Below are 17,131 nucleotides of genomic sequence, written 5' to 3' on the forward strand. Positions count from 1 at the left end.
AAGTGGTGTGAGCCATTAAGCTAACTTGTACTAATTACCCGTGAGGCTTAACCATACAACGCCAAACGCGTTTTATGCGACAGTTTAGACAGAAGTTAATATGACTAAAGTAGATATTACTTAAGAAAGACTTAAAAAATATTATCAGATATTTTCCAAATTCAGTTAATACGTAACGATACGAATTAACGCCCTAATTTGCTTGGTGACAATAGCGTTTTGGACCCACCTGATCCCATGCCGAACTCAGTAGTGAAACGAAACAGCGCCGATGATAGTGTAGCATTTGCTATGTGAAAGTAGGACATTACCAGGCTTCAAATTGTAGAAAGCCCGAATCTAACGATTCGGGCTTTTTTACGTCTGCAGAAAAGTAAATGTGCGTAATTAATACACACTACATCAACACGCATCACGTAGGGCGGGCGAGCATAGCGACTCCCGACGTTAAAATCACAACAAAACCCCTCAATAACTCAGTCGGCCAATAAATTAGCATTTGCTACGTGACTTTCTACTGCTGTGGGCACTATGACATTACACAAGCTTCACATTGTAGAAAGCCCGGCTCTAACGGTTCGGGCTTTTTTACGTCTGCAGAAAAGTGAAATGCGCACAATTAACACACACTACATCAACACCTATCACGTAGGTCGGGCGAGCGCAGCGACTCCCGACGCTAGAATCACAACAAAAATCCTCAATACCCCAGTCGGCCAATACAGCAGCATTTGCTACGTGACTTTCTACTGCTGTGGGCACTACGACATTCTACTGCGTAGCGCACCGACTTCACATTGTAGAGAGCCAACATCTAAAAATTCGGGCTCTTTACGTCTGCAGAAAGTAAAATGTGAACCAATAACGAACAATCAATGCCATAACATCATCAAGTACTTACATTAAATACCTTCATGATCTAACTAAACCCGAAAGGTTCGCGTTTTAAAAGTATAGCAAAGTTAAATGTAGGTAAATAGCGTACAACTCACTCAACTATCTTATTCATATTTAATCTTTTTTACTTTCTATAAAAGCTAATTACTTTCATTTCCTTAGATAACAAATTTAATTTTGCTTTGTTACTGTCTTTGATTTAGGATCAAATCAGTTTAAAACCAAGAACTAACAGCCTGTGTATAGATTATTAATTAGCTCCATATCCATTTTATTTTGTTTTTCTGCGTCGGCAGTTGAAGTAACTGATCTATATCAAGATATTTTAAAAGTGGATGACAAAACACGAGACACTCGATTAGCTGCGAGTCGTAAAGCTTTGCTCAATGTTTTAGTGAAAGTAAGCGGTGATGAAACTGCGGATCAAAATAAATTAGCACAGCAACGCACTAAAGATATTTCTGATTATATGCTTAAGTTTGAATATGACGAGAGAGCAAATGGACAGTTGAAACTTGTTGTTAAATTTGAAGCTCGAAAGATCAATGCGTTAATCAAAGAGTTAAACTTACCTTTATGGGGAGTACAACGCCCGTTAGTCGCAATATGGTTAGGTATTGAAGACAATTGGCGCAGAGAATTAGTAACACAAGAAAGTTACCCGCAATTAGAGCAGTTAATTTATGACAAAGCAGGACGCCGTGGTCTGCCTGTCGTTGTGCCATTACTTGATTTACAAGATAGACGTTTAGTAGGTATTCCTGAGGTATGGGGTAACTTTTCTGAACCAGTAGAAGAGGCCTCTAGACGCTACAGTGCTGAGCGAAGTATTACAGCAAGAATGTATAAAGAAGCGGATAGTGAAAATTGGATTTTAGATTGGCGTTTTACTAATGATGATCAATTTGATTCAAATAGATTAACGGGCGATAAGCAGCAAATAGTGAGTCAAATGATTGATACCTTAGCTCGAGGCCTTGCAAGCGAGTACGCTATTGATCCAAATGCTTATTATGAACAAGCCGCGGCCACGCTAATATTAAAAGGCACGCAAAGTTTTGTTGATGTTGAATTAGCAAAACAAAGATTATTGAACTTAAGCGTTGTTACGCAAGTTAAAATTGTTCGTAAAACACCAGAATTTGTAGAATTTAAACTAAACCACACTGGTAACCTAAGCGATCTTAAAAAAGGGTTAGGGTTAGACTCCTCATTTAAAGATTATGAGGATCCACGCGCTTTTTATCATGTTGTTGATAAAAATAGCTTAGAGTATCAATGGATAACGCCATAATGCTAACTTCTGAGCCGATGCAAATGGCATTACCGGTTACCTTGCCGGATGACGAAACATTTGCATCGTACTTTGGTGGGGAAGATTCGTTAGAGGTTAACCATTTAAAAGATAGCTTTTCGAAGTTAGCTAAAAAGTTTCAGTATACTTATTTATGTGGGTTAGGTGATTCGGGTAAGTCTCACCTTTTGTATGCAACCTGCATTAAAGCACAAGAGCGTGGCCTATCTAATATGCTGCTGTCTATGCGCGAAGTAATTGACTTTGGGCCTATGGTATTAGACGGTTTAGAAGCACTTGATGTTCTATGTATTGATGACGTGCATTTAGTTGCAGGCAATGATGCATGGGAAAAAGCACTATTCAACTTTTTTAACCGGTTTAACGAACCCGGAAAAATGTTAGTAGTAACTGCCGATTTACTTCCTAGCATGCTTAATATCTCGCTGCCTGACTTAGAGTCTCGCTTAACGTGGGGAACAACCTTTCAAATTCGTTCTATGAGTGACGACGATAAAGCACAAGCACTTGTTAAGCGCGCTCATATGCGCGGCCTTGAATTAAGTGATGAGTGTGCACGCTTTTTACTAACCCGTTTAAGCCGTGATATGCGTGCTTTATTAGATGTACTCGACAAATTAGATCATGCATCTATGGCAGCACAGCGAAAATTAACTATTCCTTTTATAAAATCAACGTTAAAGCTGTAGTAGGTCTAGAATCTAGACCCTTCTTTCAGTTATCATAAGCTATTATCAGAGCGTGTTTACCTTTCCTGATTGGAATTTGTTTAACTTAAGAGTGCTTTAATCGCGTCGTGAGGGCTTTAGCGTAGTATTTATATGCGAAACCCGAACAACAAAGAACGTAGCCTCCGAGATAAACACTTCAAACTGCATGTGTTTGGTCTTTATTTAGCGTTATTGCATCACTTATGTAGGAAACTACAGTCCAATGCTTAACCTTATTTAATAACCAACCACACTGTTGTAAAGCAATCTTGAAAGGCCAACACGCTCTTAAGCAATCACCTTCTGTGAAAGATCAGGTATCGAATGAACTTAGAAAACATATTAGCGCAAGCACTTGAGGCGGTAGCCAGTGCCAGTGAAATAGCGCAGTTAGAAGATATCAGGGTTAATTACCTTGGTAAAAAAGGCGAAATCACTAGCTTACTTAAAACGTTAGGTAAAATAGCACCTGAAGAACGTAAAGAAGCAGGCCAAGTTATAAACCAAGCTAAACAAGATGTACAAGCTGCTATCAACGAAAAGCGTGAGTTGCTAGCAAGTAAAGCACTTGAAGAAAAACTAGCTGCTGAAACTATAGATGTAACTCTACCAGGGCGTGTTATGCCTACTGGCGGTTTACACCCAGTTACGCGCACTATTGAGCGCATAGAAAGCTTTTTCGGTGAGTTAGGTTTTGAAGTTAAATCTGGTCCAGAAATCGAAGACGATTTTCATAACTTTGATGCGCTAAATATTCCAGAGCACCATCCAGCACGTGCTGATCATGATACCTTTTATTTCAATCCTAAATTAGTACTACGTACACAAACAAGTGGCGTGCAAATTCGTACTATGGAAACTGAGCAGCCGCCACTGCGCATTATTTCACCTGGACGCGTATACCGTAACGATTACGACCAAACACATACACCTATGTTCCATCAGGTTGAAGGTTTAATGGTTGATACCGATGTTAGCTTTACTGAGCTAAAAGGTATTTTGCATGATTTTTTACGTAACTTTTTTGAAGAAGATATGGAAATTCGTTTCCGTCCTTCATTCTTCCCATTTACAGAACCTTCGGCTGAAGTAGATGTTATGGGTAAAGACGGTAAGTGGTTAGAAGTACTAGGCTGCGGCATGGTACATCCAAATGTACTTAAGTCTGTGGGCATTGACCCAGAAAAATACACCGGCTTTGCTTTTGGTATGGGTGTAGAGCGTTTAACTATGTTGCGCTATGGCGTAAACGATTTGCGTGCATTTTTCGAAAATGACTTAAAATTCCTGAACCAGTTCCGTTAAGAGTGAAACAATAAAATGAAATTTAGTGAAAAGTGGTTAAGAGAGTGGGTTAATCCTGCTATTGATACGCAAGCTCTTTCGGAACAGCTTTCAATGGCTGGTCTAGAAGTTGATGGCGTTGAGCCTGCTGCTGCCAAATTTAATGGCGTAGTTGTAGGTGAAGTTGTTGAATGTGGACAACACCCTGATGCAGATAAACTGCGTGTTACCAAAATTAACGTAGGTGGCGACGAGCTACTTGATATCGTGTGTGGTGCACCAAATTGTCGTTTAGGTATTAAAGTTGCTGTTGCAACTGTGGGCGCTGTACTGCCTGGTGACTTTAAAATTAAAAAAGCCAAACTACGCGGTCAACCTTCGAACGGAATGCTATGTGCTTTTGTTGAGCTAGGTATTAGCGAAGAAGGCGACGGCATTATGGAATTGCCAAGCGATGCACCAGTAGGCACTGATTTACGTGACTACCTAGGTCTTGATGATAATATTATAGATGTTGATTTAACACCAAACCGTGGTGACTGTTTAGGTATAAAAGGTTTAGCACGTGAAGTAGGTGTTTTAAATAGTATTGATGTAAATGTATTAGATATTCCAGCTGTTACTCCAACAATTGATGACAAAGTATCAATTGAGCTAGTTAATGAAGATGCATGTCCTCGTTACCTTGGTCGTGTGATAAAAGGCATTAACCTTGACGCAGAAACACCACTTTGGATGGTTGAAAAGCTACGTCGTAGTGGCGTACGTTCAATCGACCCAGTAGTTGATGTTACAAACTATGTATTACTTGAACTTGGTCATCCAATGCACGCGTTTGATTTAAATGCGGTTGAAGGTGGTATTAAAGTACGTAGTGCAAACGCAGGTGAAGAACTTGTTTTATTAGACGGTAACACCGCTAAATTAAACGACACAACACTTGTGATAGCCGATCATAACAAAGCACTTGCAATTGCAGGTATTTTTGGTGGTGAGCAATCAGGTGTTACAGATAAAACATCTGATATATTACTTGAAAGCGCATTTTTTAATCCTGTAGCAATTGCAGGGCAAGCACGTAGCTACGGTTTACACACTGATGCTTCACACCGTTATGAACGTGGTGTTGATTTTGCTCTACAACATGATGCAATGGAACGTGCAACAGCACTTCTTCTTGAGATTGTAGGTGGTCAAGCAGGCCCTGTAGTTGAAGCTGTTGCGGCTGACAAACTACCAAAAGTGACTGAAGTACGTCTTCGTCGTGCACGTTTAGACCGTGTTATTGGTCATCATATTGAAGATGCTAAAGTAACAGATATTCTTACGCGTTTAGGTCTTGATGTTAAAGTAGAAAATGAAAGCTGGAGTGCGGACGTACCAAGCTACCGTTTTGATATTCGCATCGAAGAAGATTTAATTGAAGAAGTAGCACGTGTTTACGGTTACAACAGCATTCCAAATGTTGCACCAACTGCAAAACTTAAAATGACGACACATAACGAAGCAACTATTGCGCTTAGCAAGTTCCGCAATACGTTAGTGACTCGTGGTTACCAAGAAGCAATTACATATAGCTTTGTAGACCCTAAAGCACAAGCTATTTTACACCCAGAGTGTAAAGCAATGGTATTACCGCACCCTATTTCAATTGAAATGTCAGCGATGCGTGTAAGTTTAATGCCGGGTTTATTAGCGTCTGTAGTGTATAACCAAAATCGCCAACAGCCTCGTATTCGTTTATTCGAACATGGTCTTAAATTTATAAGCGACGAAAGTGCAGAAAACGGTGTTTACCAAGTACCGGTTATTGGTGGTGTTATTACTGGTCTTGTAAATGGTGAGCATTGGGTTGAAGAAAAACGTAACGTTGATTTTTACGACCTAAAAGGTGATGTTGAAGCCTTACTTGCAATTACTAATGACGTTACTCGCTTTGAAATTAAAGCCGAGCAGTCAGATGGACTTCACCCTGGTCAATCAGCTGTAATATATGTTGATGGCAAAAAGGTTGGTTTTTTTGGTGCTTTACATCCTCAAGCTCAAAAGTCGTTAGATATCAACAACGCAACTTTTGTTTTTGAAATTGAAATGTCAGCAATAGAAAAAAGAAATTTACCGCAAGCAGAAGGGGTGTCTAAATTCCCTTCAAATCGCCGCGACATCGCGATTTTAGTGGCAGACAGCGTTAAATCTGGCGACATTTTAAGTGTGATCGAAAAAGTTGGCGGAAATCAATTGGTTGACCTAAACTTATTCGATGTGTATAAGGGCAAAGGTATTGAGCCAAATTATAAGAGTTTGGCGATTGCTCTAACACTGCAAGCGGTTGATAGAACACTCGAAGAGAAAGATATCAATCTAGTAGTTGATAACGTGGTGGCCGAATTGGCCGAACAGTTTAATGCATCGTTGAGGGACTAGATATGGCGCTTACTAAAGCCGACATAGCTGAACACCTATTTGAAAAGCTCGGGATCAATAAAAAAGATGCCAAAGATTTAGTTGAAGCGTTTTTTGAAGAAATCCGCTCAGCGCTAGAAAAAGGCGAGCAGGTTAAGCTCTCTGGATTTGGTAACTTTGATCTTCGAGACAAAAAAGAAAGACCAGGCCGCAACCCGAAAACAGGCGAAGATATTCCTATTTCGGCACGTCGCGTGGTGACTTTTCGACCAGGTCAAAAGCTTAAAACCCGCGTAGAAGTGGGCACAAGCAAAGCAAAATAAAAAAAGGCAGCGTAAGCTGCCTTTTTATTTGACTGAATAACCTAGTTATTAAATTATACCAACCTGCATAAATCTTTGATCAATTTAACGAATTAAATTGCACTATAACGTCGTTAAAAATGTTTTATTTAGAACAACTAGATACAAAAATTTTTGCCTAGTTCTAGCGTAATTTCCTTAACGTTAAATAGACCCCATATATAAGCAGATTGGTATTAGGTTATTTTTGCGATTATAAATTAAAACTCTCGAGGAGATACAAAATCACCTGCCATTATTTGCTGAAATGTTTGCTCTGCAAGTACATCTAGGCTGTCTAAGCTTTTACCATTCGTTATTAATTGCTGCTCAATTTCAAACACGTCAATATTTTCAATCCCCGACATTTGCGCTACTTTAGAAAATATATATGCATGCTTAAATTTATCATGTTTATAAAAAAGACTAATAAGTGATGTATACACTTCAGGATTCGGTACGTTGTCTTTTTTATTGAGTTCTAAAGTTTTATAAAGCAAATCAATGGTTTTTTCATCGTCGAACTTAATATAGTACGATGCTAAAAAAAATTGCATTTCGGCACTTTGCGTTACACTTTTGTCATTTTCTATCGCCAATAATTTAGTCAGTGCGTTTTGGTTATTATTTCGTGACCATTGGTAGTAGAGCAAACCTGGATGGTTCGTATTTTGGGTATCTTGATATAAGCGAGTCATTTCTTTAATGCTCGTTAATTGACCGTCAATACGTGACGTTTTTTTAGCTTTTAACTTAATATGTTCAATTTTGGCGGCCAAAGTTATGCATTGGTTATAAGATTCAAAGTCCTTGAGTAATTGGTATTTATTTTCATCAGTAGGGTCTTTGTATTCTATGTAACGTTTGATAATTACATCAGAACGCTCATCCTTGCAGTGGCTGTCTTTGTTTAAGTCGCTACAAAAGCCAGGTGTTTCTTTGCACACTTGTGCGAGTGTCAAGGGCTCTTCACACCCTGTCAACGTTAGCAAACCCAATAGTACACTTGCTTTTTTAAGCATCCCTTAACCCCAAATGAATATCTACCTTGTTATTCTAACGCAATCATTTAACGCCTAACAGTAGAGAATAACTTCAGATTAAATTAGAATAGCCCTGCCTGAAGTGCATTACTCTCAAAATATAGTGCATTTTTAAAGGCTATCCGTTCAAAATGATAAACTTAGGTAAATAAAATGACCTCATCTCACGAGTTAGAATACACAAATAGTTGGCAAGAGCGCCAAGATTACGCAGAAAGCATGCAACCAATTATTGGTAAACTTTACCGTAATCGTGGTATCGAAATCGCTGTATATGGCCGTCCTCTCGTAAATGCCAGTACTATCGATATTATCAAATCTCACAAAACCGTTGCTCAGTTTGAAGGCACTAAATTACGTTTGCGTGAAAGCTTCCCATTTTTAGAAGCTATCAGCAAAATGGAATTAAACTCTGCACGTATTGATATTGGTAAGCTTGCATATAGTTATTTGTTCACTGAAGCTGCAAAAGGCCGCTCAGTAGAAGAATTTGTAAAAGATGAACTTGCAGAAATAGCTGACTTACCAGCGAAAGAACCACGCGATGTTGTATTGTATGGTTTTGGTCGTATAGGTCGTTTACTAGCGCGTTTATTAATTGAAAAATCAGGTCCATATTCAGATTTACGTTTGCGCGCTATTGTTGTGCGTGGCGGTAAAGAGGGTGATCTTGAAAAGCGTGCAAGCTTACTGCGTCGTGATTCAATTCACGGTCCATTCAATGGCTCAATCACTATTGATAAAGAACGTAACGCAATTAAAGCCAACGGTAGCTACATTCAGGTTATTTACGCTAACTCTCCTAGCGAAATTGATTACACTCAATACGGTATCGACAATGCATTAATTGTTGATAACACCGGTATTTGGAAAGACGAAGCGGGCCTTGGCCAGCATCTAGAGTGTAAGGGCGCTGCAAAAGTATTATTAACAGCTCCTGCAAAAGGTAATATCAAAAACATCGTATATGGTGTTAATAACAAAGATATTTTACCTGAAGATAAAATTGTTTGTGCAGCAAGCTGTACAACCAATGCAATTACACCAACGCTTAAAGCACTAAACGATAAGTTTGGTATTAATAATGGCCATGTTGAAACTGTACACTCGTACACGAACGATCAAAACCTTATTGATAACTACCACAAAGCAGAGCGCCGTGGCCGCGCCGCAGCACTTAACATGGTAATTACTGAGACAGGGGCTGCAAAAGCGGTTTCAAAAGCATTACCAGAGCTTGAAGGCAAATTAACAGGTAACGCAATCCGCGTACCTACACCTAATGTGTCGCTAGCTATTTTGAACCTTAACTTAGCAACAAGCACATCAGTTGAAGAGCTAAACGCATTTTTACGCGATACTGCACTTCATTCAGACTTACGTGACCAAATTGATTACACAGCATCAACGGAAATTGTTTCTACCGATTTAGTAGGTAGCCGTTACGCAGGTGTTGTTGATTCACAAGCAACGATTGTTGAAGATAACCGTATTGTTTTATATGTATGGTACGACAATGAGTTTGGTTACAGCTGCCAAGTAGTTCGTTGTATGCGCGATATGGCCGAAGTGTCATTCCCAAGCTTACCTCGCTAATTTATTTGCAGTGACTTAAAAGCCAGCATGTTGCTGGCTTTTTTGGTCGTGTATTATTTTTAAAGCGTATGCCTTGTGATAGGCTTTAATTAAGAAAATGCACATTCGTTTTACTATTTACAAAATAATGTCAGTTCTGTGAATTAATAAGCAGATAAACTTATTCAACCTAAAGGTTTTTTTCATGAAAATCAGCAGCAATTTCGACAGTGGTAATATCAAAGTTATTGAAGCCACCGATCCTTTAAATATTCAATTAGAAATTAATAAAGATCACCAGTCTGAATTTTATCAGTGGTTTCACTTTCGTCTTGAAACAACGCCTTACCAATTGCATAAGTTAAATATTAATGAGCTTGATAAATCAGCTTACCCAGATGGTTGGGAAGGGTATCAAGCCGTTGCATCATATGACCGCCAAACATGGTTTCGTGTACCATCAAGCTATAAAAATGGCACATTAAGCTTTGAAATTGAACCAGAGTGCGGCAGCGTGTATTTTGCTTACTTTGCGCCATATAGTTACGACCGCCATTTAGATTTATTATCTTGGGCACAAAGCCAAGGCGCTTGCCAATTAATAACGCTTGGTGAAACACTTGATGGCCGCGATATGAGTGTGCTCAAAATTGGTGAGCCAAGTGAAGATAAGAAAAATATCTGGATCACAGCACGTCAACATCCAGGTGAAACAATGGCGCAGTGGTATGTTGAAGGTCTACTGCACAAACTTCTTGATGACGAAGACCCACATGCAGCTGCGCTTCTATCAAAAGCAGTGTTTTACGTTGTGCCAAATATGAATCCAGATGGCAGCGCACGCGGACATCTCCGTACTAATGCTAAAGGCGTTAACTTAAACCGTGAATGGCAGACACCAAGCATGGAAAATAGCCCTGAGGTTTACCTAGTACTAAATAAAATGCGCGAAGCTGGCTTAGATATGCACTTAGATATACACGGCGATGAAGCTATTCCGTATAACTTTGTGGCAGGCAGTGAAGGTATTCCAAGTTACGATGCTCGTCTTAAAGGCCTTGAAGATAGCTTTAAAGCTGCGCTTTTAACTATTACTCCAGAGTTTCAAGATGAGCATGGCTATCCAAAAGATGAGCCCGGCCAAGCTAACCTTACGGTAGGTTCATCAGCTACTGCTGAAGAATTCAAAGCATTAACGTACACAATTGAAATGCCATTTAAAGACAACAACGATTTACCTGATCCAGACTATGGCTGGTCAGACCGTCGTTCGTATCAATTTGGTCAAGATACGTTAGCGGCAATTGTTAATGTTGTTGATAATTTAAGATAAAACGTTTATTTGAAGGGTATCAATAGTTTTGATGCCCTTTTTGCTTTTAGTAAAACCCCTTTTACAAAAAATAATAATCATATAGCAACTTCACTCCAAAACGTTTTTAACGTTTCTTCGCCGCGTATCATCACCGTATCGGTACAAATCAATCTACTTTCCTTTAAATACTGCTGATGTAGTGCCTTACAATAGCTACGTAATTAGATATTTTGAAAATTAAGTGTTAACAAAGTTGGGGTACTTAAGTTAAGATTAATTAAATAATGAGTCTGGACGGGAGAGGTAAAACCTTATTTCGTGAAACTTATGTTGCGTAGTAGCTAAAGCAGAGTCTCGTAATTAAAAATAATAAATATAACTATAGAGGATATCCATGGAAGCTTTTGTAAGCGCTGTTAATGATGTTGTTTGGAGTAATGCACTCATCTATTTATGCCTAGGCGCAGGCTTGTTTTATTCAGTATTAACTCGATTTGCTCAAGTTAGACATTTTAAAGAAATGTGTAAGTTATTATTTAGTCCAAACACGTCTGATAAAGGTATTTCATCTTTTCAAGCCCTTGCAGTATCGTTGTCTGGACGAGTCGGTGTTGGTAATATCGCAGGTGTTGCAGCAGCTATCGGTTTTGGTGGACCAGGTGCTATTTTTTGGATGTGGGTTGTTGCTTTTCTAGGTGCAAGTACCGCATATGCAGAATCTACTTTAGGCCAAATTTATAAAACAGAAGAAAACGGGCAATATCGTGGCGGCCCAGCGTATTATTTTGACCGTTGTTTAGGGCAAAAATGGCTAGCTGTTTTATTTGCTGTTTCGGCAATTATTGCATGTGGTGTTTTTCTGCCAGGCGTACAAGCAAATGCGGTAGGTAATGCATTTACTCAAGTTTTTGGCGATGGCAATATGGTTTCTACTAGCTTTGGTGACGTAGGCAGCTTTAAATTGGTCGCTTTGGCAATTATCCTTATTGTTTTGGCGTTTATTATTTTCGGCGGAATAAAGCGTATTGCGAACTTTACGCAAATAGTAGTGCCATTTATGGCGCTTGGTTACATAGTATTGGCACTAATCGTAGTATTTTTAAATTTAGATAAAGTGGGTGATATATTTTATTTAATTATTAGTGATGCGTTTACTGCGCAGGCCGGTTTTGGTGCTGCTATTGGTTGGGGCGTTAAACGCGGTATATATTCTAATGAAGCAGGCCAAGGTACTGGGCCTCATGCAGCAGCCGCTGCAGAAGTTGATCACCCTGCTCAACAGGGGTTAGTACAAGCTTTCTCTGTTTACGTTGATACCATCTTTGTGTGTACTGCAACAGCATTAATGATTTTAATAACGCAGCAATACAATATTGTGGGTGAGTTACCAGCAGGGCAATTTATTGTTCAAAATGTTGATGCAGCCACTGAAGTGGGTTCAGCAGCCTTTACGCAAATGGCTCTATTTAGTGTATTTGGTAGCTTTGGGCAGGCATTTGTTGGCATCGCATTGTTCTTCTTTGCTTTTACCACAATACTTGCTTATTACTTTATTGCAGAGACTAATATTGCTTACTTAAATCGTTATTTTAAAGGCAGTATTCCGCTTGTTATCGTGAAGTTTGTGATTATGTTTATGGTTGCATACGGCATGGTAAACAATTCAGGTTATATCTGGACTATTGGTGATATTGGCGTTGGCTTAATGGCCTGGATCAACATACTAGGTATTTTAGCTATTTTCTTCGTAGCTAAGCCTGCTTTGTTATGTTTGAGCGATTATGAAGAACAGAAGAAAAAAGGCGGAAAAATCATATTTGATCCAGTTAAATTAGGCATTAAAAACGCCACGTTCTGGGAAAAACGCTTAGAGAAGCAGTCAAAAGACGCAGAGTAATTAAACTTAGTGGGCAACTTAGAAAATTATCGCCCCAAAATTAGTTATTGGTTTGAATTCAAAAAAGACAACGAGAAATAAAACAAGTACAATAAAGGCGCCGAAAGGCGCTTTTTTTATGCGTAGTATGGAGAGAAGTATGGCGATTATTCGTTGCCCAAAATGTGCAAAATCAATTTCAGATAAACATAAGCAATGTCCGCATTGCGAAAGCAACATTGCAGAGCTAAACGACGAGCAAGTTTTGCAACTTCAGCGCGAACAGCGAATTAAAAAAAAGCAGATGTTTATAAATCACTCCTTTTTGGCGCTTATCTTATTTTTAGGTGGTTTTTTCTGTTTGTACTTTTTACAACCGCAAGAAAAAACGCTTCAGTGGTATGCTTATACTGCGGCTATTGGCGTAGGGTGTATTTGGTATCTTATAAACCGAATTGTTTTAGTGACTCTAAAAAAGAAAAAATGACATGAATATCGACAATCTTGTACAAAATATTACTCCCGAATTATTCGAACGCTTACAATACGGTGCATCAACTGGCAAATGGCCAGACGGTACCGTTTTATCAGACGAGCAAAAGCAACAAACAGTGCAGTTGGTTATGTTGTATCAAGCAAAAGTGGCTCAATCAAACGAGCAATTTACGATTGGTGCTAATGGTGAAATGATCCAAAAGACAAAAGCTCAACTACAAAAAGAATTTAAATCAGACAACGAAATAGCTAGGTTTAGTGAACATGATCTTTAAGCACCTTTTTACACCGAAATGGAAACACCCTAAGCAACAAGTACGTCTTGATGCTATCGAAAAATTAGACATTGAACGTGATGCAACCATATTAAACACGTTAGCACTTGAAGACAGCTCAGCTGAAATACGCCGCAAAGCACTACAAAAAGTAAACGAGTTACCACTTTGGTGGAAAGCGTATAAACAAGATCAAGCATTAAAAGATATAGCAGAGCTGCAAATATCTAATGCTGTTTTAAATAGCGAAAGTGCACTAACACCGCAAATTAAAAACGAATACATAGAGCGTTTTGCACCCGTCAAAACACTCGAAAAGTTAGCGTTTGCAGAAAAAGAACTGCAAGTACGCGTTAAATTATTAAAACGTTTAGCAAATCCAAAACTAGTAGAAAAAGCATTTAAAGAAGGTAGCGAAGAGCTACAAACTCAATTAGTTGAACTTGTTATTACCCATCAATTAATTAAGCCATTAGTAAAGCATGCAAAGGATGGTGCAAAAGCAGCACTTGAAACGCATATTGAAAATGAGCGTTTAGCAATAGAAATGCCACTGCAGGTTGAAAGTGCAACACGTGTTATTTTAGCTAAGTTAAATGCTTTACGTGAAAAAACAGATTTTGGTGTTGTAAATCCACAAGCCGGCGAATTAATGGCCCAGTGGCAAGCACTTGAGCTCAAATGGCTAAGTGATGAGCGTGTTAAGCTTCTTGACGAAAAATATATTTCGATTACCACTAAGTTAGATGCACACATTGAACAGCTAAAAGCGATACACGACAAAGAGCAGCAAAAATTAGCGCTACAACAGCGCCAATTGCTAGCGCTTGCAACTGTTGAAGCGTTAAGTGAAGAAATAGAAAACGCCTTACAGCTAGGCCTTGAAACACCAGAGCAAATTCAACAAGATTGGCTTGATGCAAAAGTAGCGCAAGCTAAGCAAGCTATTAGCGAAACAGAACTTGCTAATAATACGCAATCTAAACTGGCTGTAAGCAAGTTAGAAAAGCTATTTACTCAAGTTGCTAAATTACCTGAGCTAACAACGGCTATTAAAGAGTACAAACTCGCTTTTGCAGCATTATGCGAAATTAAGCCAGCAGAAGATTTAGCGCAATACGATGCAACTCTAACTGAATTTAATAATGGTTTTAAAGCAGCGCGTAGTCATTTAAATATTTTAGATGGTGCACTGCAAAGTACCTTTAAAACACAGTTAAATACGCATAAAAAGCAATTTTTAGCACCAATGAGTGAGCTAGTTAAGCCACTTGAAAAAAACCAAAGCCAAGCAAAACGCAAAGCTCGTGATGTTAAACGCCTAATTGAAGAAGGTCGTTTTAATGTTGCCTTTGGCGTGTTTAAAGGGTTTGAAGAGTTATTTAATACACTCACTGAGCAATATCAACAGCCGCTTGTAAATATTAAAGCGGAACTTGAAGCGCAACTTGCAGATGCTAAAGATTGGCAAAAATACGCTGCAGCACCAAAGCGTGAAGCTTTATTAGAAGAAGTAAGTGTATTAGTAAGTGAAGAGTGTACTGACCCACAACAACGTGCAGAGCAAGTAAAAGTGCTACGCAAACGTTGGAATGAGTTAGGTCGCTTAGATACAGATGAAGAAAAGCAACAAGGCGTACAGTTTGATGAAAAAATCGAGCTGTTATTTGCACCTTGTCGTAGTTACTTTGCAGAGCAAGAAGTACAACGCGAAGCGTCAAAAGCACAACGCGAAAGTATTATTAGCGACATGCACGCGCTTCATTTACAGCCTACGGCTGAGGATGACTTTGATTGGAAGCAATATGAAAGCCAATACAATCGTTTAAACAAAGCGTGGCGCAGTGTAGGTAAAGTTGACCCTAAAACATACCGTACACTAAACGATCGTTATAAAAGCGAGCAACAACAAGTACTGGCTTTATTAAACGCATTTCATAAAAGTAATGCCGTACTTAAAAATGAATTAGTAGAAAAAGCGCAGCAATTATCACAAAGCGATGATTTAGCCGCTGCGTGCCAAGAGTTGAAGCAAATGCAGCAGCAATGGCAAACAATTGGTTTTGCAGGTTTAAAAGCTGAAAATGCGTTATGGCAAAAATTTCGTCAATTTAACGATGAAACATTTACTAAACGTAGTAGTGAATTTGAGCAGCAAAAACTTGATCAAAATGAGTCAGATAAACAAGCAGTTGCAGAACTTGCTGAGCTTGAAGCAGCACTTAGCGATGTAAATCAAAGAGCACAGTTGCATGACCTAGAAACAAAAGTGAAAGGGTACACGCAATTTAGATCGTTAGCGCCAAAAGTTACTAAGCTACTAGCAGCTATTGACGATAAACTTGCATTGCTTACAAGCAAATCAGAGCAAGCTAATCTAGATGCGTTAATTACAGCACTTGAAAACAATGAGGCGTTACCAAGTCAGTATCAAGCACCGCTTAAAACAGCATTAAATACAGATCAACTTATTACGCGCATGGAAATATTAGCGAACGTAAGTTCAACTGATAAGTCACTTAGAATGGCAGAACAAGTAGCCATGTTAGATGACAAACATCGTGGCGAACATGCTGATTTAAACTATTATTTAAAACAGTTATTAGCGCTCAGTGCTGGTTCAGTTGAACCTGACACACTAACGCGACTTAAAGCGACACTTGCAGCTTAATATACTAGGGCGTGTTGACCTTTCGTGGTTGAATTTGCAGCAGACTGTTTGGTATTTAGGTAAGGCAGAGTCTATGTAGTGTGGTTATTCCCCATAAATAGGCGATAACGCAGCATAAATGCCAAACATGCGCTGCCCTTTGGGTTCTTTCTAGGGACGATTAACTCTTTGTTGCTCGGTTTTGACTTAGCCCGCTAGGTTACAAACCTCACGCCGCGATTAAATCGACCCTAGATTGAACAAATTTCAATCCACAACGGTCAACACGCCCTAGAACCAGCGTAATATATGCTGGTTACTATTTTAATAAGCCGCTTTAATAGCGGCTTTTTTATGTATCACTAATTTATAAACAAAAGGGTTCTCATGAGAATTTTAGTTATTATTGCAGCGTTATTTTTAACTGCCTGTAATACCACGCAAGGCATATCAGTATATTCATTTACTAACTCTGAGGTTGAGTCTGTACTGGGTAAGCAATTACCAAAGTTAAGTGAAAAAGTAAGCTTAATGGGTTTGCCGGTTCAGTTTGATGTAAACGACTTAAGTGTAAATATTGGGCCTGATAACCGCGATGTTGTTGTTCTTGGTGCCGATTCAAGCGCTGAAATTAATGCATTCGCACTTAAATACCCAGTGCGTTTAAAGCTACAAATTGAAGGTAGCCCATTTTACGACAGTGAGAAAAAAGCAGTGTTTTTACGTAATATTAAATTACTTGATTCGAGTGTTGATGCCGGTGGTTTCAAAGGTAATTTAGGTGCACTTGATAGCCAAGCAATGGATGTTATTAATGCTTTTTTAGCGGTTAACCCTGTTTATACTCTAAATATGGATGACCCTAAAATGATGCTACTTAGTAAGCTTCCACTTGATATGAAAGTGGTTGAAGGTGCAATTAAGCTAGTACCTCGTCTATAAGTAGATCTAC

The 17,131-nt window shown here is 38.9% G+C and carries 13 protein-coding genes and 1 rRNA gene; 13 read left to right on the forward strand and 1 reads right to left on the reverse strand.

Annotated elements, in window-relative coordinates; genetic code table 11:
• Positions 1-201 precede the first annotated feature (201 nt).
• From rrf to ihfA, 6 genes are all read left to right on the forward strand, one after another.
• Positions 202-316, forward strand: a 5S ribosomal RNA gene (rrf, locus tag I6F42_RS04445).
• A gap of 819 nt (positions 317-1,135) precedes the next feature.
• The gene (locus I6F42_RS04450) at positions 1,136-2,191 is read left to right on the forward strand and encodes a DUF2066 domain-containing protein (protein ID WP_197151138.1); all 1,056 of its coding nucleotides are present in this window, start codon (positions 1,136-1,138) and stop codon (positions 2,189-2,191) included.
• Positions 2,191-2,901, forward strand: coding sequence for a DnaA regulatory inactivator Hda (gene hda, locus I6F42_RS04455; RefSeq protein WP_007580342.1), 711 nt, complete (start codon positions 2,191-2,193; stop codon positions 2,899-2,901). Before I6F42_RS04450 ends, hda begins: the two co-directional genes overlap by 1 nt.
• A 345-nt stretch (positions 2,902-3,246) precedes the next feature.
• Complete coding sequence (gene pheS, locus I6F42_RS04460; protein ID WP_002960692.1) at positions 3,247-4,227, forward strand: phenylalanine--tRNA ligase subunit alpha; 981 nt, start codon at positions 3,247-3,249, stop codon at positions 4,225-4,227.
• A 15-nt stretch (positions 4,228-4,242) separates the two neighbouring features.
• A complete protein-coding gene (gene pheT, locus I6F42_RS04465; RefSeq protein ID WP_197151141.1) occupies positions 4,243-6,630 on the forward strand; it encodes a phenylalanine--tRNA ligase subunit beta in 2,388 nt (795 codons plus the stop codon).
• A 2-nt stretch (positions 6,631-6,632) separates the two neighbouring features.
• Entirely contained in the window at positions 6,633-6,932 is a 300-nt protein-coding gene (gene ihfA / locus I6F42_RS04470; protein ID WP_002960690.1) for an integration host factor subunit alpha, read from the forward strand.
• 239 nt (positions 6,933-7,171) lie between these two features.
• On the opposite strand, the gene I6F42_RS04475 is transcribed toward ihfA, so the two are convergent.
• On the reverse strand, positions 7,172-7,972 hold the full coding sequence (locus I6F42_RS04475; RefSeq protein WP_197151143.1) for a DUF2989 domain-containing protein: 801 nt from the start codon (positions 7,970-7,972) through the stop codon (positions 7,172-7,174).
• 174 nt (positions 7,973-8,146) lie between these two features.
• Here I6F42_RS04475 and I6F42_RS04480 point away from each other — a divergent pair, with 174 nt between their 5' ends.
• The 7 genes from I6F42_RS04480 (at position 8,147) to I6F42_RS04510 (ending at position 17,121) form a co-directional block, all read left to right on the forward strand.
• Positions 8,147-9,589, forward strand: coding sequence for a glyceraldehyde-3-phosphate dehydrogenase (locus tag I6F42_RS04480; RefSeq protein WP_010554014.1), 1,443 nt, complete (start codon positions 8,147-8,149; stop codon positions 9,587-9,589).
• 184 nt (positions 9,590-9,773) lie between these two features.
• Positions 9,774-10,901 (forward strand): M14-type cytosolic carboxypeptidase, encoded by a 1,128-nt coding sequence (locus I6F42_RS04485; RefSeq protein ID WP_197110724.1) that lies wholly within the window; start codon positions 9,774-9,776, stop codon positions 10,899-10,901.
• 376 nt (positions 10,902-11,277) lie between these two features.
• Positions 11,278-12,780, forward strand: coding sequence for a sodium:alanine symporter family protein (locus I6F42_RS04490; RefSeq protein ID WP_010554016.1), 1,503 nt, complete (start codon positions 11,278-11,280; stop codon positions 12,778-12,780).
• Between the two features lie 139 nt (positions 12,781-12,919).
• A complete protein-coding gene (locus I6F42_RS04495) occupies positions 12,920-13,246 on the forward strand; it encodes a hypothetical protein (RefSeq protein ID WP_007580349.1) in 327 nt (108 codons plus the stop codon).
• Position 13,247: 1 nt separating this feature from the next.
• Positions 13,248-13,529, forward strand: coding sequence for a YeaC family protein (locus I6F42_RS04500; RefSeq protein WP_007378333.1), 282 nt, complete (start codon positions 13,248-13,250; stop codon positions 13,527-13,529).
• Positions 13,519-16,200: a DUF349 domain-containing protein gene (locus I6F42_RS04505; RefSeq protein ID WP_007580352.1), complete on the forward strand. Its 2,682-nt coding sequence runs from the start codon at positions 13,519-13,521 to the stop codon at positions 16,198-16,200. Before I6F42_RS04500 ends, I6F42_RS04505 begins: the two co-directional genes overlap by 11 nt.
• Before the next feature lie 366 nt (positions 16,201-16,566).
• Positions 16,567-17,121 (forward strand): DUF1439 domain-containing protein, encoded by a 555-nt coding sequence (locus tag I6F42_RS04510; RefSeq protein WP_002960677.1) that lies wholly within the window; start codon positions 16,567-16,569, stop codon positions 17,119-17,121.
• The last annotated feature ends 10 nt before the right edge of the window (positions 17,122-17,131 follow it).

Source organism: Pseudoalteromonas sp. SWYJZ12, from assembly GCF_015864395.1.
GTDB classification, from domain to species: Bacteria; Pseudomonadota; Gammaproteobacteria; order Enterobacterales; family Alteromonadaceae; genus Pseudoalteromonas; species Pseudoalteromonas arctica.